At 65.2% G+C, this 18,321-nt stretch carries 19 protein-coding genes; 9 read left to right on the top strand and 10 right to left on the bottom strand.

Going from position 1 to position 18,321, the window contains the following annotated elements; translation table 11 throughout:
* Nucleotides 1–165 precede the first annotated feature (165 nt).
* Nucleotides 166–1,362, top strand: a complete 1,197-nt coding sequence (locus ACZ1JY_RS16045; protein ID WP_465131282.1) for an aromatic ring-hydroxylating oxygenase subunit alpha — start codon at nt 166–168, stop codon at nt 1,360–1,362.
* Here the strand turns inward: ACZ1JY_RS16045 and ACZ1JY_RS16040 are convergent.
* The 3 genes from ACZ1JY_RS16040 to ACZ1JY_RS16030 all read right to left on the bottom strand — a co-directional run bounded on the left by ACZ1JY_RS16040 (nt 1,359) and on the right by ACZ1JY_RS16030 (nt 4,081).
* Nucleotides 1,359–2,270, bottom strand: coding sequence for a helix-turn-helix domain-containing protein (locus tag ACZ1JY_RS16040; RefSeq protein WP_465131281.1), 912 nt, complete (start codon nt 2,268–2,270; stop codon nt 1,359–1,361). The two genes, ACZ1JY_RS16045 and ACZ1JY_RS16040, sit on opposite strands and share 4 nt — an antisense overlap.
* A 67-nt stretch (nt 2,271–2,337) precedes the next feature.
* Complete coding sequence (locus tag ACZ1JY_RS16035; RefSeq protein WP_465131280.1) at nt 2,338–3,069, bottom strand: SDR family NAD(P)-dependent oxidoreductase; 732 nt, start codon at nt 3,067–3,069, stop codon at nt 2,338–2,340.
* Nucleotides 3,059–4,081, bottom strand: a complete 1,023-nt coding sequence (locus ACZ1JY_RS16030; protein ID WP_465131279.1) for an NADP-dependent oxidoreductase — start codon at nt 4,079–4,081, stop codon at nt 3,059–3,061. Before ACZ1JY_RS16030 ends, ACZ1JY_RS16035 begins: the two co-directional genes overlap by 11 nt.
* Before the next feature lie 166 nt (nt 4,082–4,247).
* On the opposite strand from ACZ1JY_RS16030, the gene ACZ1JY_RS16025 reads away from it, so the two are divergent.
* Together ACZ1JY_RS16025 and ACZ1JY_RS16020 are read left to right on the top strand one after the other, a co-directional pair.
* A complete protein-coding gene (locus tag ACZ1JY_RS16025) occupies nt 4,248–6,617 on the top strand; it encodes a TonB-dependent receptor (protein WP_168904775.1) in 2,370 nt (789 codons plus the stop codon).
* A gap of 103 nt (nt 6,618–6,720) precedes the next feature.
* The gene (locus ACZ1JY_RS16020) at nt 6,721–7,485 is read left to right on the top strand and encodes an SDR family NAD(P)-dependent oxidoreductase (protein ID WP_118075070.1); all 765 of its coding nucleotides are present in this window, start codon (nt 6,721–6,723) and stop codon (nt 7,483–7,485) included.
* A gap of 151 nt (nt 7,486–7,636) precedes the next feature.
* Here the strand turns inward: ACZ1JY_RS16020 and ACZ1JY_RS16015 are convergent, their stop codons facing one another.
* On the bottom strand, nt 7,637–8,431 hold the full coding sequence (locus tag ACZ1JY_RS16015) for a ThuA domain-containing protein (protein ID WP_465131278.1): 795 nt from the start codon (nt 8,429–8,431) through the stop codon (nt 7,637–7,639).
* Complete coding sequence (locus ACZ1JY_RS16010) at nt 8,431–9,438, bottom strand: NADP-dependent oxidoreductase (protein WP_465131277.1); 1,008 nt, start codon at nt 9,436–9,438, stop codon at nt 8,431–8,433. Before ACZ1JY_RS16010 ends, ACZ1JY_RS16015 begins: the two co-directional genes overlap by 1 nt.
* A 147-nt stretch (nt 9,439–9,585) precedes the next feature.
* Here ACZ1JY_RS16010 and ACZ1JY_RS16005 point away from each other — a divergent pair, with 147 nt between their 5' ends.
* The 5 genes from ACZ1JY_RS16005 to arsB all read left to right on the top strand — a co-directional run bounded on the left by ACZ1JY_RS16005 (nt 9,586) and on the right by arsB (nt 14,561).
* Complete coding sequence (locus ACZ1JY_RS16005) at nt 9,586–12,039, top strand: TonB-dependent receptor (protein ID WP_465131276.1); 2,454 nt, start codon at nt 9,586–9,588, stop codon at nt 12,037–12,039.
* 119 nt (nt 12,040–12,158) lie between these two features.
* Entirely contained in the window at nt 12,159–12,503 is a 345-nt protein-coding gene (locus ACZ1JY_RS16000; protein ID WP_465131275.1) for an ArsR/SmtB family transcription factor, read from the top strand.
* Nucleotides 12,500–12,976: an ArsI/CadI family heavy metal resistance metalloenzyme gene (locus ACZ1JY_RS15995; protein WP_118075065.1), complete on the top strand. Its 477-nt coding sequence runs from the start codon at nt 12,500–12,502 to the stop codon at nt 12,974–12,976. Before ACZ1JY_RS16000 ends, ACZ1JY_RS15995 begins: the two co-directional genes overlap by 4 nt.
* Entirely contained in the window at nt 12,976–13,497 is a 522-nt protein-coding gene (locus tag ACZ1JY_RS15990) for an arsenate reductase ArsC (RefSeq protein WP_465131551.1), read from the top strand. The genes ACZ1JY_RS15995 and ACZ1JY_RS15990 overlap by 1 nt, the downstream gene beginning before the upstream one ends.
* The gene (gene arsB, locus ACZ1JY_RS15985) at nt 13,497–14,561 is read left to right on the top strand and encodes an ACR3 family arsenite efflux transporter (RefSeq protein WP_465131274.1); all 1,065 of its coding nucleotides are present in this window, start codon (nt 13,497–13,499) and stop codon (nt 14,559–14,561) included. The genes ACZ1JY_RS15990 and arsB overlap by 1 nt, the downstream gene beginning before the upstream one ends.
* A gap of 13 nt (nt 14,562–14,574) precedes the next feature.
* Here the strand turns inward: arsB and ACZ1JY_RS15980 are convergent, their stop codons facing one another.
* The 5 genes from ACZ1JY_RS15980 to ACZ1JY_RS15960 form a co-directional block, all read right to left on the bottom strand.
* Nucleotides 14,575–15,003, bottom strand: a complete 429-nt coding sequence (locus ACZ1JY_RS15980) for a nuclear transport factor 2 family protein (RefSeq protein ID WP_168904770.1) — start codon at nt 15,001–15,003, stop codon at nt 14,575–14,577.
* Between the two features lie 105 nt (nt 15,004–15,108).
* On the bottom strand, nt 15,109–15,459 hold the full coding sequence (locus tag ACZ1JY_RS15975) for a Rieske (2Fe-2S) protein (protein WP_465131273.1): 351 nt from the start codon (nt 15,457–15,459) through the stop codon (nt 15,109–15,111).
* A 10-nt stretch (nt 15,460–15,469) separates the two neighbouring features.
* The gene (locus tag ACZ1JY_RS15970; protein ID WP_465131272.1) at nt 15,470–16,000 is read right to left on the bottom strand and encodes a VOC family protein; all 531 of its coding nucleotides are present in this window, start codon (nt 15,998–16,000) and stop codon (nt 15,470–15,472) included.
* On the bottom strand, nt 16,000–16,737 hold the full coding sequence (locus ACZ1JY_RS15965; RefSeq protein ID WP_465131271.1) for a glucose 1-dehydrogenase: 738 nt from the start codon (nt 16,735–16,737) through the stop codon (nt 16,000–16,002). Before ACZ1JY_RS15965 ends, ACZ1JY_RS15970 begins: the two co-directional genes overlap by 1 nt.
* Nucleotides 16,737–17,744, bottom strand: coding sequence for an NADP-dependent oxidoreductase (locus ACZ1JY_RS15960; protein WP_168904766.1), 1,008 nt, complete (start codon nt 17,742–17,744; stop codon nt 16,737–16,739). Before ACZ1JY_RS15960 ends, ACZ1JY_RS15965 begins: the two co-directional genes overlap by 1 nt.
* 108 nt (nt 17,745–17,852) lie before the next feature.
* On the opposite strand from ACZ1JY_RS15960, the gene ACZ1JY_RS15955 reads away from it, so the two are divergent.
* Nucleotides 17,853–18,272 (top strand): nuclear transport factor 2 family protein, encoded by a 420-nt coding sequence (locus tag ACZ1JY_RS15955; RefSeq protein WP_118075060.1) that lies wholly within the window; start codon nt 17,853–17,855, stop codon nt 18,270–18,272.
* The last annotated feature ends 49 nt before the right edge of the window (nt 18,273–18,321 follow it).

Raw genomic sequence — 18,321 nt, 5'->3', positions numbered from 1 at the left:
TTTGCCCACCCCCGACCCCTCCCGCCTGCGGGAGGGGAGATGAAAGACCTGCTCCTGCCCTCCCGCAAGCGGGAGGGCCGCGAGACCTGGAGAGCGTAGCGAACCTGGTCGCAGCGGGGTGGGCATTCAGCCGAGCCGGAATTGGATAAAGAAAGGCTGCCCCAGATGACCGAACTTTACGACAAGTACGCCCGCGCGGCGGAACGGATGCTTCATTTTGTCGAGACGAAGACCACCGACATGGCGAGCGGGACGATGCGCGTGCCGGTGGCGGACTATCTCAGCGAGGAGCGCTTCGAGGCGGAGATCGCGCGGATCTTCAAGCGGTTGCCGCTGATGCTTGCGCTGACCATCGAACTGCCCAACGTGAACGATTACAAGGCGATGGAGGTGATGGGCCTGCCGGTGCTGATCACGCGCGGGCGTGACGGCAAGGCGCGCGCGTTCCTCAATGTGTGCAAGCACCGCGCGATGCATCTGGCCAAGGAGGGCAAGGGCAATTGCAAGGCCTTTGCCTGCCAGTACCACGGCTGGACCTATTCCAACGAAGGCAAGCTGATCGGCATTGCCGAGGCAAGCACGTTCGGCGATGTCGACCGCTCGACGCTGAACATGACCGAGCTGCCTTGCGACGAGGCGGCGGGGCTGATCTTCGTGATCCTGACACCCAGGGACTCGGGCGGCCTGCCGATCAACGCGGTCGAGTGGATGGGCGGGATGTACGAGGACTTTGCCGCATTGAAGCTGGAGACGTGGTACTTCCACAAGGCGCGCGCAATGCAGGGCGCGAACTGGAAGGTGGCCTATGACGGCTATCTGGAGGGCTATCACTTCCAGGCCGCGCACACCAATACGGTGGCCACGCGCAGCCCTTCGAACCGCGCCCACTACGAGGGCTTCGGGCCGCATATCCGGCTGGGCTTCCCGCAGAATTCTATCACCCGGCTGGCCGAGCTGCCGCGCGAGGAATGGGGGTGGCAGGAGAACAACGGCTATGATTTCATCCGCATGCTGTTCCCCAACATGAGCTTCTTCCTCGCGCCCGAAATGGGCCAGCTGGCGCAGCTGTTCCCGGGGCCGAAGGCGAACCAGAATACCACGGTGATGAACTACATCTTCCCGGTGAAGCCCGAGACGGAGGAAGGCCTCGCCGCGCTGGACCAGATGTGCGATTTCTTCTTCGACGTGGTGGAGGAGGAGGACTATTTCCTTGGCCTGAAAGTGCAGAACGGGCTGGAATCCGGGGCGATGACGCACCAGACCTTTGGCCGGAACGAGCCGGGCAACCAGTTCTTCCACAAATGGATCGCCTATTACCTCGACGAAAGCGGGCAGACGCCGATGCCGGTGATGAAGGCCTAATCGGCCGGGCGGGTGAGCGCCTGGGCCGGCGCGCCGAGCACGGCCTGGCGCAACCGGAGCGAGCGGGTGAACATCGGTCCGCAGGCTTCAAGGAACTGCGTGGGCTTCATGCCCAGAAATTCGTGCGCCTCGCGGATGAAGTGCGAGTAATCGGTGTAGCCGGCGTCGATGGCGAGCGCGCGTCGGCCCGGCCCACCGCGGATCAGCGCATGGAGCGAGCGCAGGAAGCGGGCGCGGCGCAGCAGCAGCTTGGGCGCAAAACCGAACGCCCGCAGGCAAAGGCGCTCCAGCTGGCGCGAGGCAATGCCGAGACTGTGCGAGAGCTGGCCGACCGTGCGTAGATTGGGATCGAGCAGGGCCGAAAAGATCCGGGCAATCGTGTTCTCGTCGCGGTGGGGCATGCCCATCCGGTCGATCAGCCAGGCATCGAAGATTGCAGGGACCGCGCCGGGCGCCGCGTTGCGCAGGTGCCGGGCCAGAGCTTCGACATCTTCGCCCAGCATGTCGCGCGCAGGGACGACGCGATTGGCGATCTTGGCAGCGGAGCAGCTGCCGAGGCGCGCCCATCCCAGCGGAGTGATCCCTGCGCCGACGAGGGTGCCGGCATCGCTTTGCGACCAGCAGGCCGTGGACGAAGGGCCGAACAGCGCGACATCGGGCACGCGCACGGCTTCGCCCCCACCGTAACGCACATGCCAGCGGGTCTGGGGATCAAGCAGAATGCGCAAGTTGAACCAGGCCGGCTGGAACACATCGCTGTGGACCTGCCCTTGCGGCGGCGCGACGGCGTAAAGGTGGTAGCCGCTCACCAGCCCTTCGAGCCTGGGGGAGGGCTTCCAGTAATCCATGCGCATGGCCGCCGGCGGATCGGCCCGCGCGCTGCCTTCATCGAATGCCGCGACCTTCATCAACTGCGTTCCTGCCCCTGGCCCAAGCCCTTGACCGGCTTTGGAAAAGGAACGGCCTGAACGGGTTTTAGTGCCGGACCATGGCGCCGCCATCGACCCACACGCCATGGCCGGACATGAAGCGGGCATCGTCGCTGCACAGGAAGGCGATGACGTCGGCGATGTCCTCGGGCTGGCCGAGGCGGCGCAAGGGGGCCTTGTTCTCCCAGAAGGTGCGGAATTCGGGCATCTGCGCAAAGGCGGGCGCGGTCATCGCCGTGGCGATGGCGCCGGGCTGCACGCAGTTCACCGTCACCCCGAACGGCCCGAGTTCCGCCGCAACCGACTTGGTAAAGCCGAGCACGGCGTGCTTGGAGGCGGAATAGGCGCTGAGGCCCTCGTCGCCGTGGCTCGACGTGGTGGAGCCGATGGTGACGATGCGGCCATTGCCCGCGGCCTTGAGGTGCGGCACGGCATCGCGCACGAGGCGGAACACGGCGACGAGGTTCACCTCGATCACGCGCAGGAAATAGGCGTCGTCATGGCCTTCGAGGGGGTGGAACGCGCTGATCCCGGCGCAGGGGACCAGCGTATCGAGCCCGCCCATCGCCGCCACGGCCTGTTCGACAAGCCGGGCATTGGCGTCGGGGGCGGTGAGGTCAGCCGTGAAATCGACATCGCCCTGCACGTCGGCGGTGAAGACTTGCGCCCCGTCGGCGCGCAGGCGTGCCGCCGTGGCCGCGCCGATGCCCGAGCCTGCGCCGGTGACGATGGCGCGACGCCCGCGCAGGCGACCAGAGGCGGGGCGATCAGAGACCATCGGCGATCTTCAGCACGAGCTTGCCGGTGTTGGCGCCGCTGAACAGGCGCATGAAGGCATCGTAGGCGTTTTCGAGGCCGTGCTGCACGTCCTCGTCGATGCGCAGGCGGCCTTGCGCCATCCATTCCGCCATGACCGCGCCGCCTTCGGCAAAGCGGGGGGCGTAGTCCATGATCAGGTAGCCGTAGAGCGTGGCCTGGTTGGTGAGGATCGACCAGAGGTTGCGCGCGCCGACCTTGGCGGGGGAATTGTATTCGCTGATCAAGCCGCACAGCACGATGCGCGAATGCTTGGCGAGGTTGAGCAGTTCGGCATCGAACACGTCGCCGCCGACGTTCTCGAACACGACATCCGCCCCGTTCGGCGTGGCAGCGCGGATCTCGGCGGCGAGCTGGTCGACCGACTTGTTCTTGTAGTCGATGGCGACATCGAAGCCGTAGTCCTCGATCAGGCGGCGGCACTTCTCCGCGCCGCCGGCGATGCCGATCACGCGGCAGCCGAGAATCTTGCCGATCTGGCCGACTGCCGAGCCAACCGCCCCTGCGGCGCCTGAAACCAGCAGCGTTTCACCGGGCTTGGGCTTGGCCACGTCAATCAGGCCGAAATAGGCGGTGAGGCCGACCGCGCCCATCGCCGAGAGGAACCGCGATGGCGAATCGACCTGGGCAACATCGACCTTCATGGTGAAGCCGCCGGCACCGTTGACCGAGTAGTCCTCGAGCCCGTTCATGCCCAGGACCCAGTCTCCGACGGCGAAATCGGGCGAGTTCGAGGCGGCGACCACGCCGACCGTGGTGGCGCGAACCGGATCACCCAGGGGGATCGGCGGCATGTAGCTGGGCGCATCGTCCATCCATCCGCGCTGGGCGGGATCGAGCGAGGCATAGCAGTTGCGCACGACGAAGCCGCCCTCGGGCGCAGAGGGAACTGGCTGTTCGACAAGGGAAAAGTCCTCTGGCACCGGCGTGCCGTGGGGGCGACGGGCCAGCAGGAAGCGGCGATTGACGGTCATGGTGATCTCTCCCGGATTCTCGTCCGAACGTTACGGCAAGGATGGATGATGCACTGGCACATGCACCTGTAACAAGTCGCAGTTGGTTCGATCAGCGCAGCGGTGGATGAAGAAGGTGAGCCATCGTCCCTGAGCGGACGAGGTTACCCTTGGAGGGAGGATAGACATGAGAACCACTGCTGCACGGCGCATGCTTGCCGTTGCCATGACCACCACCGCGCTTGGCTTTTCGCTGCCGGCCCTTGCTGCCGAAGCAGACGAGCCGCAGGCGGTTCAGGCCGACGATAGCGCACAGGCAGCAGACGCTGGCGATACCGGCGCGATCATCGTGACCGCGCGCCGCCGTTCGGAAACGCTGCAGAGCACGCCGGTGGCGATCACCGCGGTCAACACCGCCTTCCTCGAAAGCAAGGCTGCCGTGAACATCGGCGACCTGCAGGGCGCGGCTCCGGGCCTGCTGATCACCCAGCAGAATTCGGGCGCGCAGGCGGCAAACATCTCGATCCGCGGCCTGACTTATGCCGACATCGAGAAGTCGCAGACGCCGACCGTGGGCGTGCTGGTTGACGGCGTGGTGATCGGCACCAACACCGGCCAGCTGCAGGATGCGTTCGACATCGCCCAGCTGGAAGTGCTGCGCGGGCCGCAGGGCACGCTGTTCGGCGCCAACACCATCGGCGGCGTGATCAACATCCAGCGCACCAAGCCGACGATGAAGCCCGGCCTGAAGGCCGAGGCGACGTTTGCCAAGTTCGGCACCTTCTCGACCAAGCTGCTCGCCAACTATGGCAACGAGGAGAGCTGGGGCGTCAAGGCGTGGTATTTCCACAACGAAACCAACGGCTTCTACAAGAACGTCACCCGCAATGTCGACGCGGGCTGGAGCAATGGCGAGAACTACGGCGCCAGCCTGCTGTTCAAGCCGACCGGTTCGGGCTTTGACGCGCAGCTGACGGTGGCCCAGGTCGAGCAGGTGTTCGATCCGGTGGTGAGCAACATCACCAACAGCAGCGAAGTGTTCTGCGCGTTCATTCCGGCGCGCGAATGCAATCGCAACACCACCACCGATCTCTACACCACCTTCGGCGATGCCGCTTCGAGCAACTACAAGGCGCCCGAAGCCACGCTGGAAATGAACTATGACGCGGGCGGCGTGAAGCTGACCTCGATCACCGGCTGGCGCAAGAGCACGGAAGCGCAGACGCAGGACTTCGACGGTTCGTCGGTCGATCTCTACTACGTCGATCGCCGCCAGCACTACGAACAGTGGAGCCAGGAGCTGCGCGCTGCGGGCGAGCTGTTCGACGGGTTCGACTATGTCGTCGGCGGCTTCTACTTCAAGTCGGAATACGACCTGACGCAGTGGTCGCGCGTGTTCGGCTTCAGCCCGAGCACCCCGCCGACCCTGTTTGACCGCAACGCCCAGCGCGTAGAAGGCAAGACCGAGAGCTACGCCGTGTTCGGCGACTTCAACTGGGCCTTTGCCGAGGGCTTCCGCCTTTCGTTCGGTGGCCGCTACAGCCACGACAAGAAGGAGCTGAGCAACGGCTTTGCCGCCAACACCCTGCTCGATCCCGACAACATCGACCTGAGCAAGATCGCACTGGTGGGCAAGGGCAAGGCAAGCTTCAACAAGTTCACCCCCAAGGTCGGCATCGACTGGCGCCCGAACCAGGACGTGATGGTCTATGCCTCGTGGTCGCGCGGGTATCGTTCGGGCGGCTTCAGCCCGCGCGCGGCAACCGCTGCCACCGCCAGCACGCCGTTCCAGCCTGAAACGGTCGACGCCTATGAAGTGGGCGTGAAGCTTTCGGCGTTCGACCGCAAGCTGGAGCTGAACCTTGCCGGCTTCGTGTCTGACTACAAGGACATGCAGCAGAACCTGACCGTTCCGGGTGGCCCCACCGGCAACCAGACGATCACCGGCAACGTTCCGGGCGGCGCGCTGATCAAGGGCATCGAGGCGGACGGCACGCTGCGCGTGACCGAGAACTTCCGCATCACCGGCTCGATCGCGATCATGGATTCGCACTTCCGCAACTTCGTCACCTGCGGCGCCTATGCGGCAGGGCCGGTGGCGACCAACCCTTGCGGTGCGGGGCTGGTGCCGTTCAACTACTCGGCCAACCGCCTGATCTATGCGCCGGACTTCACCGCATCGCTGGGCGCGGAATACGTCGCACCGACCGGCTTTGGCGACATCACCACCAATGTCGGCTGGCGCCACATCTCGCCCTATGACGAACAGCTTTCGGCAGCTTCGCTGACGCCGACGCTGAACGGTTCGGGCCAGGCGACGCTGATCACGGTGGGCGGCAACGATCCGCGCGTGCGCACCACCACGCAGGATCTGGTCGATGCGTCGATGACGTTCAATTTCGACATCGACGACGCCAAGGCCTACCTGCGCGTGTTCACCCGCAACCTGCTGAACGAGAAGACCACGACCCACGCATTCACCGTGGCTGGCCTGTGGTCGTTCGGCATGGCGCTGGAACCACGGACCTACGGCGTTACCGCAGGCTTCAAGTTCTGAATCCTGCGCATATAACCTGATCCACCTTGCCGGGGGGGCGGGGGAGGGTCGCTTAGGCGACGTTCCTTTCCGTCCCTCCGGTTTTTTATTGGGAGAGTTTCAAATGGGCCGTCTTTCCGGAAAAGTCGCATTGGTGACAGGTGGTGCTTCGGTGCCGGGCCTGGGCAGCGCAACTGCGCAGCGCTTTGCCGAGGAAGGCGCCAAGGTGTGGCTGACCGACCGCGATCTGGCCGGCGCCGAAAAGGTGGCCGAAGGCATCCGTGCCGCGGGCGGCGAGGCCCGCGCGATGCTGCATGACGTGACCAGCGAGGCGCAGTGGGACGAGGTTTTCGCCGCGATCGAGGCCGAGGACGGCAAGCTGGACGTGTGCGTCAACAATGCCGGGATCGCGGTGCTGCGCCCGATCGAGGACATGACCAGCGCCGATTGGGCGCTGCAGAACTCGGTCAACCTCGACAGCGTGTTCCAGGGCACCAAGCGCGCGGTGATCCTGATGCGCAAGACCGGGGTGAAGGGTTCGATCATCAACATCTCGTCTGTCGCCGGGCTGATCGGCGTGCCGGCCTGCGGCGCCTATGCCGCGGCCAAGGGCGGCGTGCGGCTGTTTTCCAAGACCATTGCGGTGGAAACCGCCAAGGACGGCATCCGCGTGAATTCGGTGCACCCCGGCATGATCCTGACCAACATCCAGGGCGTGGCGCAGGAGGACAATGCCGCGAACTATGACGCGACGCTGGCGCTGGTGCCGATGGGCTACATGGGCGCGCCGCTGGACATCGCGAACATGAACCTGTTCCTCGCCTCGGACGAGAGCCGCTATGTCACGGGGACCGAGCTGGTGGTCGATGGGGGGATGACGGCGCTTTGATTTGTCGGGCGGGGTGGCGAGTGCCCACCCCCCTGCGACTAATCTCGCTGCGCTCGATAAGTCTCGCGGCCCTCCCGCTTGCGGGAGGGCAAGACGCAGCGTTGGCTCCCCCCTCCCGCAAGCGGGAGGGGTTGGGGGTGGGCATGAGGCGCTATTCGGTGACCCAGCGGATCGCGTTTTCGACCAGGCGGCGGTAGTGCGGGTTGTCGTAGGCCGAGGGGCCGTCGCCGGGCTGGAGATAGACGAGGCGGCTGTTGAGGGCTTCCCGGGTCCAGCCGACGAGATTGGAGCCGACCGGGTGGTCCCAGCCTTCGCGGCTGAACATTTCGCCCTTCACGGCAAGGTCTGCCGACCAGAAGTGTTCGCGGTCAAACGTGGCGCTTGAGCGCAGGAGCGGGGTGACGTCGCTTTCATTGACCTGGCCGAGGTAGAGTTCATCGGTCAGGGTGAAGCTGGCGGGCAGGCCGGCGGTGACGGGGTGATCGGCCACGACCGCAATTTCGTGGGTGACATCGTGGCAATAGCCGCTGTCGGGCACCGTCTCCCCGCGCCACTCGCCCGGATGGTAGAAGAACTGCCCGCCCAGCCAATCGTGATATTCAACCCATGTCGGCCATCCGGCGAGCGCGTGGTGGAGCGCGACGACGCCCTTGCCCTGTTCGAGCAGGGCGCGGAAACCGGCCTGCAGTTCGGGCGAAGGTTCGCGGTAGAGCGGGGCATTTTCCGGCGCTTCGAAATCAAGGCCGGGCATGTCGTAGAGCACCAGCGCATCGAATTGGCGCAGGTCTTCAGGGTTCATCAGCAGCGCGGCGGCGGGCTGATCGACCATGGTGGCCGATATGCCGTCCATCGCCTGGAACATGGCGTCGAAGGCGGTGCGATCGAACGGGTGGCCGCGCACGGCGACGAGGCACTGGAGCGGGGCGCGGTGCTTGATGATGGGCATCAGGCGACTTTCACGATGACTTTGCCGATGGCCTTGCCCGAGAGCATGCGGCGATAGGCGGCGAGGGTGTTTTCCAGCCCTTGCGTCTCATCGAGATTGACGGTGAGCGTGCCGGCATCGACCCATTCGCGCAAGGTGGGCAGGAATTCGGCGCCGCGGTGGAGGAAGTCGGGGATGAAGAAGCCTTCGATGCGCAGGCGGCGCATCAACACCTGATCGAAGCGGGCCGGGCCGGGCAGGGGGGCGTCGTTGTCATAAGCGGCGACCATGCCGCACACCGCGACACGGCCATAATGCGCCATGTTGGGCAGGACGGCATCGAGCAGCGGCCCGCCGACATTGTCGAAATAGGCATGGACGCCGCCTTCGACGGCCGCGAGACGGGCGGCGACGTCATCGTTCTTGTAGTCGATGGCGATATCGACGCCCAGTTGTTCGGTCAGGTAGCGGCACTTTTCAGGGCCGCCGGCAATGCCGATGACCCTTGCGCCAAGGTTGCGGCCGACCTGGCAGGCCATCGATCCGGTGGCTCCGGCGGCGGCGGAGACGACCAGCCATTCGCCGGGCTTGACCGCGGCGACTTCCCTGACGCCGACATAGGCGGTCCATGCATTCATGCCGAGCGCGCCGAAGTGGTGGCGGATGTCGGCCACGGTGTCGTCGACGATCTCGAGCCCGGCGAGGGCAGGGAGCATTGTGGCGTAGTCTGCCCACTGGCCGAAACCGCGCACCAGTGTGCCGACCGGGAAGGCGGAATCTCGGCTTTCGCTGACTTGGCCGAGGACGAGGCCCGCCATCTTGCTGCCCAAGGGCAGGGGCGGCTGATAGCCATCGGTGCGCGGGCTCATCCACATGCGCGTGCCGGCGTCCATCGACAGCCACCCGACCCTTACCCGCACTTCGCCTTGCCCAAGCGGCGGCAGGGTTTCGGTCTGCAGGCTGAGTGCGGCTTCGAAGTCTGAGCCTTCGGGGTGACGATCAAGGCGCCAGAAGTGGTTTTCGGTCATGGGAATTCCTCTCAGGGCGCAGAGGTGCCGAGGCCGGGGCAGCGCGGCACCTAGCCAAAGGGTGAGGCTAATGCATTGGCGAGGCGAGGCCTCGAGCCAAGAGGCGTAAACGCGCGGGTCTAATCACAAGAATGGGAGGATGCGGACATGCGCACCATCAAGGGAATTCTTCTCGCCACTTGCGCGCTGGGCGCGGCGGTTCCGGCATTTGCGCAGGATGCCGCGCAGGACGGCGCCTCTGCAGGCGGCCTCGAGGAAATCATCGTCACCGCGCGCAAGCGCGAGGAATCGGTGCAGACCGTGCCGGTGGCCGTCACCGCGATTTCCGAAAAGACCATCCAGCAGCGCGACATCACCTCGATCGAGAAGATCGCGGCGGCAACGCCGAACCTCAACGTCGGCCGTGCCTCGAACGGTTCGGGCGCGCAGCTGACCATGCGCGGCATCGGTTCGTCCTCGACCTCGATCGGCATCGAGCAGTCGGTCGCCGTGGTGGTTGACGGTGCCTATTACGGGCAGGGCCGCATCATTCAGGAAGGCTTCTTCGACCTGAAGCGCGTCGAAGTGCTCAAAGGTCCGCAGGCGCTGTTCTTCGGCAAGAACGCCACTGCCGGCGTGATCAGCCTGGCCACCAACGATCCGGGGCCGGACCGTGAATTCATCGCCCGCGCCGGTTACGAGTTCCGTTCGCGCCAGTACCAGGGCGAGCTGATCGCCTCGATCCCGCTGAGCGATACGCTGGGCGTGCGCTTTGCCGCGCGCGGTTCGATCATGGACGGCGGATATTATCGCAACGTCTCGGTCGACCGCACGTATACCACCGTCGACATCCGCAACCTGCTGGCGGGCGGCAGCGGCAATCCCATCGGCTCGGTGGCCAAGCCGGCTGCATCGCGCGCGCCGGGTGAGGACGAGTTCCTTGGCCGCGTGACGCTGAAGTACACCCCGACCGACCGTCTGACCATGACGCTCAAGGGTTCGTACAACTACAACCAGGTCAACAATTCCTCGTGGAACTATGTGGCCTACAACTGCGGCCTCGCCACGGGCGTGAGCCAGCTGACCGGGTATCGCTGCGGCACGGATTTCGTGACGCACCAGAACAACATGCCCGCCGACATCGCCAAGAACTTCCCCTTCGCGAAGGAGGACGGCTCGCTTTACAACCGCTATCGCTCGTGGGCGATCAACGGCGCGGTTTCGTATGAGCTGGACAATGTCACGATCAGTTCGGTGACGAACTACAACACCAACAACAACCGCTGGGCCTGCGCCTGCGATTTCCAGAGCAGCAATGCCGGCACCTGGGCGACCGAGAACAGCACGTGGAAGGCGTTCAGCCAGGAACTGCGCGCGCAGACCTCGTTCGACGGGCCGATCAACCTGATGGTGGGCGGGCTGTACCAGAAGACCAAGCGTGACTTTGCCCAGTACGTGATGTTCGCCGGGCTGCGCGACGACACGGCTTCGGCGGCCAACCGCTTCGTGGCATCGTCGAAGACCAGCTTCACCGATGGCGAGACGACGGCCCTGTTCGGGCAGGTGACGTGGAAGCTGATCGACACGCTCGAGCTGGCAGGCGGTGTGCGCTATACCCATGAAACCAAGGACAGCTTCTTCACGCAGCCCTACAACAACCTGGGCGTGCAGGGCATCTTCCGCGACCAGAACGATGCCGATGGCCTGGGCGAAGTGACCGCAAAGCAGGTCTTCGACGACTGGTCGCCGGAAGTGACGCTGACGTGGAAGCCGCAGGACGGCATCCTCGTCTATGGCGCCTACAAGACGGCCTACAAGTCGGGCGGGTTCTCGAACGGCGGCATCAACTCGAAGTTCTCGTCCGATCCGCTGGCGGACCTGACCTTCAACCCCGAAAAGGCCCGTGGCTTCGAGGCCGGGATCAAGACGACGCTGGCCGACAACCAGCTGCGCCTGAACCTGGTGGCGTTCACCTATGCCTACAACGATCTGCAGGTCGACTTCTTCAACTCGCCGATCTTCGCTTTCCAGACGCTGACGGCGGATGCGCGGACAAAGGGCGTGGAGCTGGAGTTCGAATATGCACCGCGCAGCATCGACGGGCTGAACGTCCACGGTTCGATCAACTACACCAAGGCACGCTACACCGACTTCCCCTCGGCCCCGTGCTATGCCGGGCAGACTCCGGCGCAGGGTTGCACGCTCGTCGGCGGCATCTCGGCGCGCCAGAACCTGAACGGGGCGCCGCTTTCTGTGGCGCCGGAATGGACCGGCGCGTTCGGCGTGGGCTACGAGACGGCAGCGGGCGAAGGCTACAAGGTCGGCCTCAACGTCGACACCCGCTATTCGTCGAGCTACCTCGCCTCGGGCTTTGGCAATCCGTTCTCGCGCCAGGGCAAGTATGCCGTGCTCGATGCCGGCATCCGCTTCGGGGCCGAGGACGACAACTGGGCGATTGCGGTGATCGGCAAGAACCTGACCAATCGCTTCTTCGTCAGCGGCGTGGTCGATGGTCCTTCGACCGGCGGCGGCACGGGCACGGCGGCAGGCGTTCGCGCCGACCAGCTGGGCTTCGGCAACCTGCCGCGCACGGTGCAGGTCTCGGTGATCAAGCGCTTCTGATCGCATCAGGCGCACGTGACCATGAGAGGGCGGGGCTTCGGCTCCGCCCTTTTTCGTTTGCGGTTGCGGCAGGCATTGTTTCGACTATTATAGAAATATCGAATCGAAGGGGTTTGCGCGTGGAATCAGCAGCGGTCGTTCGCGCCCTTGGCGCGCTGGCGCAGGAGCATCGGTTGACGGCGTTCCGGCTGCTGGTGCAGGCTGGGCCTGACGGGCTGGCCGCAGGCGCGCTGGCCGAAGCGCTGGACATTGCGCCGTCATCACTCAGCTTTCATATCGCCCAGCTCGCCAATGCCGGGCTAGTCGGGCAACGGCGGCAGGGCCGGTCGATCCTCTACTCCGCCGATTATGGGGCGATGGCCGCCGTCATGGGCTTTCTGACCGAGAACTGCTGTGGCGGCGCAGCCTGCGTGCCTGCCATCGATTGCCATCCTTCAAGCTCAACCGAAAAGGACGTCGCATGAAGCGCTTCCATGTTCACGTCGGCGTCGCCGACCTCGATGCCTCGATCGCTTTCTATTCCGGCCTGTTCGGCGCCGAGCCGACCGTGACCAAGGCCGATTACGCCAAGTGGATGCTGGAGGACCCGCGCATAAACTTTGCCATCTCGTGCAAGGACGGGGCGGCAAAGGGGATCGAACACATCGGCCTGCAAGTGGAAAGTGCCGGAGAGCTGGCCGAAGTCTATGGGCGGCTGGCCAATGCCAAGGGACCGGTCATCGCGGAAGGCGCGACGACCTGCTGCTACGCCAAGTCGGAGAAGAGCTGGATCGCCGATCCCGATGGCGTGATCTGGGAGGCTTTCCTGACCGAAGGTGAAAGCACGGTCTATGGCGAGAGCCCGGACTTTGCGCCGCTCGCTTCGGCCCATGCCTCGGACACGGCGTGCTGCGCCCCGAAGGTTGCCGCCCCGGCAGCGAAGGCGGGGTGCTGCTGATGAGCGATCGTCCGTTTTCGATACTGGTGCTGTGCACCGGCAATTCGGCGCGCTCGATTCTGGGGGAAGCGATGCTTGGCACCATGGGGGCGGGGCGGATCGTTTCTCACAGTGCCGGCAGCAAGCCCAAGGGCGTGCCGCATCCCGGCGCGCTGCGGCTGCTGGCGCGCAAGGGCATCGACGTGGCGCCGTTCCGGTCGAAAAGCTGGAACGAATTTACCGGGCCGGACGCGCCGCCGATCGATCTGGCCATCACGGTCTGCGGCAATGCCGCGGGCGAGGCCTGCCCGGTGTTCATGGGTGCGCCGCTGAAGGCGCACTGGGGCTTGCCCGATCCGGCTGACGTTGAGGGTAGCGAGGCGGAAGTGGACGCCGCGTTCGAGCAGACCTGGGCCTGGCTGGAAATGCGCGTGGCCGCGTTGCTGGCCCTGCCGTTCGAGACGATGACGTTCGGAACTGGGGAGCGCGCCGAACTGACGCGCGAACTTGCCCGCATCGGGCAGATGGAAGGAGCCGCCTGATGGCGACGATCGCTGCCTGGGCGCCGGAGCGTCCGCGCCTGTCGTTCCTCGATCGCTGGCTTACGCTGTGGATCTTCGCCGCGATGGCGCTGGGCATTGCGCTCGGCCGTTTCGTGCCGGCGGTGCCGCAGGCGCTGGGGGCGATGACGGTCGGTTCGACCAGCATCCCGATTGCCATCGGCCTGATCCTGATGATGTTCCCGCCGCTGGCCAAGGTTCGCTACGAGGAACTGGGCGAGGTGTTCCGGGATCGCAAGATTCTGGCGGTTTCGTTCGGGCTGTGCTGGATCGTTGCGCCCGCGTTCATGTTCGCACTGGCCGCGCTGCTGCTGCCGAACAATCCCGAATACATGACCGGGCTGATCCTGATCGGCATTGCGCCGTGCATTGCGATGGTGCTGGTGTGGAACCAGCTGGCGGGGGGAAGCCCGGAGTACGTGACTGGGCTGGTCGCGTTCAATTCGCTGTTCCAGATCCTGTTCTATGTGCCCTATGCCTGGTTCTACCTGACGTTCCTGCCGCCGGTTTTCGGTCTGGAAGGGCAGGTGGTGGACATCGACTTCGCGATGATCGCCAAGGCGGTGCTGACTTATCTTGGCGTGCCGTTCCTCGCCGGATTTCTGGTGCGCAAGGCGCTGGTCGGGGCGCGGGGGCGCGACTGGTACGAAACGCAGTTCGTGCCGGCGATCAGCCCGCTGACGCTGGCGGCGCTGCTGTTCACCATCGTGGCGATGTTCAGCCTCAAGGGCGGGGAGATCCTTGCGCTGCCGTTCGATGCGCTGAAGGTGGGGCTGCCGCTTGTGGTGTTCTTCGTGGTGATGTTCGTGGCCGCGTTTGCCGCGGGCCGGGCAATCGGTGCGGGTTACGAGCGCACGGCCTCGCTGGCGTTCACAGCGGCGTCGAACAATTTCGAGCTGGCGATTGCCGTGGCGATTGCCGCGTTCGGCCTTGCCTCACCGGTGGCCTTTGCGGCCGTGATCGGGCCGCTGGTGGAGGTGCCGGTGCTGATTGCGCTGGTCAATCTGGCGCTGTGGTTCAAGGGTGCGTGGTTCCGCGCACCCTGAACCGTGCTGCCGTTCAGCAGCCCTTGGGCGCGTGCTGGCGGTGGATGTTGCGGAACGAGCGGCTCTTGAACAGCCACTTGCCGTCGATCTTGACGCAAGTGTCTTCATAGACGCCGCGATCGCGCATGGTGATGCCGTTCTGGTCATAGACCTCGGCGGTGTAGCTGCGCATCGTGGCGGTATCACCGCTGACTTCGATCGACCCCGGCCAGGCTTCGAACATGATGCCGGGGTAGTTCTTCATCGCCTCGATCCACATCGCCTTGATCGCGGCGCGGCCCTTGGTTGTGCCGAGTTCGGGGTAATCGGGCAGCGACCATTCGGCGTCCTCGGCCCAGGTCGCGGCCCAGTCATCGGCATCGACGCGGGTCACGGCGTCGGCATAAGTCTCGAGCAGTTCGCGGATGGCGAGGCGGTCTTCGGCGGGGCCGGTGAAGGGCATGGTGCTGTCTCTCCCGTTGGTTTGGTTGGGGAGAGACTAACGCGCATGTGGGCAGGGTGAACCTGCGCTTTGAGTGAGTTCGGCCTGAGAATTCAGGCAGCGAGTTCAGATGACGACCGGGAGCTCGTCCATGCCGGGGGCCGCATCGGGAATGCACACTTCGATCTGGCCGCCTTCGACCCGGACGGGGAAGGTGCGCAGGTCCTTGTAGGCGCCGCCGATGCAGCGGCCCGTGGCCATTTCGAACCGCGCGCCGTGCAGCGGGCACATCACCGCGCCGCGCCGGATGCGGCCGGTGGAGATCAGCGCGGCCTGATGGGTGCAGCGATCGTTGACGGCGAACAGGCCGTCTTCGGTCTTCGCGACAAGGACGTGCCAGCCCGCGATCTTCGTGGCGACCTTGCCCTCTGCGGGGAATTCGGTTTCGGCAATCAGGCTGTGCCAGGTCTCGCTCAACGTCAGGTCCTCAAGTCATCCGGATGGTCTGGATCGGGTCAGTCCCCCGATAGTCCTCAGCCGCCTGCGCGACCATGGCGTAGAAATCAACCAGCGTTTTGGTGGGGGCATAAAGTTCGGTGAACAGGCCCATCGTCGCCGTGGTGTCGGCAAAGGCGAAGACGAAGCCGTCGGTCATCTCGGCACGCAGGGCGCAGGCTGCGCCGCGCGCGGCAAAGCGGGCAAGCTCGGCATCGACGTCGTCGACGAACACCGCGACGTGGTGCATGCCCCAGCGGCCCGAACCTTCCGGGTAGAGATCGCGGAAAGGGGAGGGGCCGGGGTTGTTCTGGGCGACGAACTCGACCATCACATCGCCCCACTGGCCATAGGCAGAGCTGTGATCGAGCATGCGATCGACCCCGCGATGCACGGCGCGGGCGAGGGGGATGTTGTCAGCCACGAAGAACGGGCCTGAGCCGAAGGCATCGTGATGGGCGCGCGCCGCGGCGCGGACGTCTTCCACGAAGAACGCCACCTGGCGGATCGGCAGCCCGCCCATCAGATCGAGGCGCCGCCATCGACGCGGAATTCGGCGCCGGTGGCAAAGGCGCTGGCATCGCTGGCGAGGAACACGGCCATTGCGGCGATCTCCTCCGGCTTGCCGAGGCGCTTGACCGGGTGGACATCGACGAAGCTCTGGTAAAGCGCGTCCGGATCGTCGGACTGGGCCAGCACCTTGTCGATGATCGGGGTGTGGATCGCGCCGGGGTGGATCGAGTTGCAGCGGATGCCATAGCCCTTTTCGGCAAAGTGCAGGGCGCAGGACTTGGTCATCAGCGTCACCGCCGCCTTGGCCGCGTTGTAGGCGACGAGGTTGGACGAGGCCTTCACGCCCGAGAGCGAGGACATGTTGATGATCGAGCCGCCATGGGCCTTCATCTTCGGCAGGACGGCCTGCGTGCCCATGAACACGCCAAGCACGTCGATATCGAGTTCGTGGCGGAACTGGTCGAGCGTGATCTCCTCGATCGAGCCGAGCGTGGTGATGCCGGCGTTGTTGACCAGCACGTCGATGCGATCGAACGGGGCGAGCGCTTGCGCCCACGAGGCTTCCTGCGTCACGTCGAGATGGACGAAACGCGCGCCGAGCTCGGCTGCAAGGGCTTCGCCACCGGCAGCGTCGATGTCGGCGATGATGACCGACGCACCTTCGTCGGCATAGGCGCGAGCGATGGCTTCGCCCAGGCCCGATGCGCCGCCGGTGACGAAGGCGATCTTTCCGGCGAGCGCGGCCATCAGATCAGCACAAGAGTCTTGCCGGTGGTCTTGCCGCTCATCAGTTCGATGAAGGCTTCCGGCAGCTTCTCGATGCCCGAACGCACGTTTTCGAGCGGCTTGAGCTTGCCCTCGGCGAAGAGGCGATCGAGCATGGCCTGCGCTTCGCCGAGGACTTCGGGGTGATCGTAGGTGATGAAGCCGCGCATGGTCAGGCGGTTGACCACCAGCTGCCACAAGTTGCGGTTGCCGTGGGGATTATCGGCATCGTTGTATTGCGCGATCATGCCGCAGACGGCGATGCGGCCGTGCAGGCGCATCAGCGGCAGGATGGCGTCGAGCGTTTCGCCGCCGACGTTGTCGAAGTAGACATCGACGCCGTCCGGCGCTGCGGCCTTGATCGCCTCGGCAAGATCGCCCGCCGCGCGGTAATCAATGGCAACGTCCGCGCCGAGGTCCTTGACGATCTGCGCCTTGGCCGGGCCACCGGCAAGGCCGATCACGCGGCACCCTGCGGCCTTGGCAAGCTGGACCACGGTGCTGCCGGTGGCCCCGGCGGCGGCGCTGACCACCACGGTTTCGCCGGCCCTGGCCTTGCCGATCTCGAACAGGCCGACCCATGCCGTGAGGCCGACAGGTCCGAGCGCGCCCATGTAATGCTGCAGCGGCACGCCGGGGGCCTGTTCAACCTTTTCGATGCCGAGCGCATCGGCGCCGACGACGTAGTATTCCGACCAGACCGCGAAAGTGCGCAGCAGGGTGCCGACCGGCCAGTCGGGGTTGTTCGATTCCACCACTTCGCCCAGCGACATGCCGTTGATCGGTGCGCCGAGCGCCACCGGCGGCAGGTAGCTGGGCCGATCATCGAGGAAGCCGCGGATCGCAGGGTCGCACGAGCCGACGCGCATGCGCACGAGGATTTCCCCGGGGCCGGGCACGGGCCGATCGACCTCGACCAGCGCGAAGTCCTCGGGGACCGGGATACCGACGGGGCGGCGGGCGAGCGTGATCTGGCGTGTCCTCTCCATGGACCGACCTTAGCGGCGCCTCGGGCAAACGCATCGCTAGCCATATCGCTAGGTTTCCGCAGAAGTCGGCATGGGTGATCTTCGCGGCCAGATCGAGAGGATAAGATCATGACGATGACTGCGCAGGAAATGATCCAGTTCGTTGACGACCTCTATGCCGCGACCGGCGTGGGCGATTGGGACAAGGCGGCGTCGATGCTGACCGACGATTTCATCGTCAGCGAGGCGCCGGGCCTGCCGATGGAAGGCATCTATCGCGGCAAGAACGCGCTCAAGGAGCTGTACATCAAGGTCATGGGGCTGGTGGATGTTGCTGGTCTTAACCGTGTCGAGACGACGGCGGGCAAGGATCACGCGGTGACGATCCTGTCCTTCCAGTTCGCCGACCCCTCGCTGCCGCCGGCGGAACTGTGCGAAATGTTCCGCTTCCGCGATGGAAAGTGCTGCGAAATCAAGCCCTTCTATTTCGACCACGCGGTGTTCCGGGCTGCGGCGGAGCTGAAGGCGAAGGGGGCTGCGGTCAGCTGAGTCGCTGACCCGACCTGTCCCTTGGTGCATAGACGGATTCCCATAATCC

It is taken from the genome of Novosphingobium sp. BL-A-41-Hi4B-X5A, assembly GCF_055521705.1.
The sequence above is the reverse complement of the archived record's forward strand: the minus strand, read 5'-3'. Positions and strand labels throughout refer to the sequence as shown.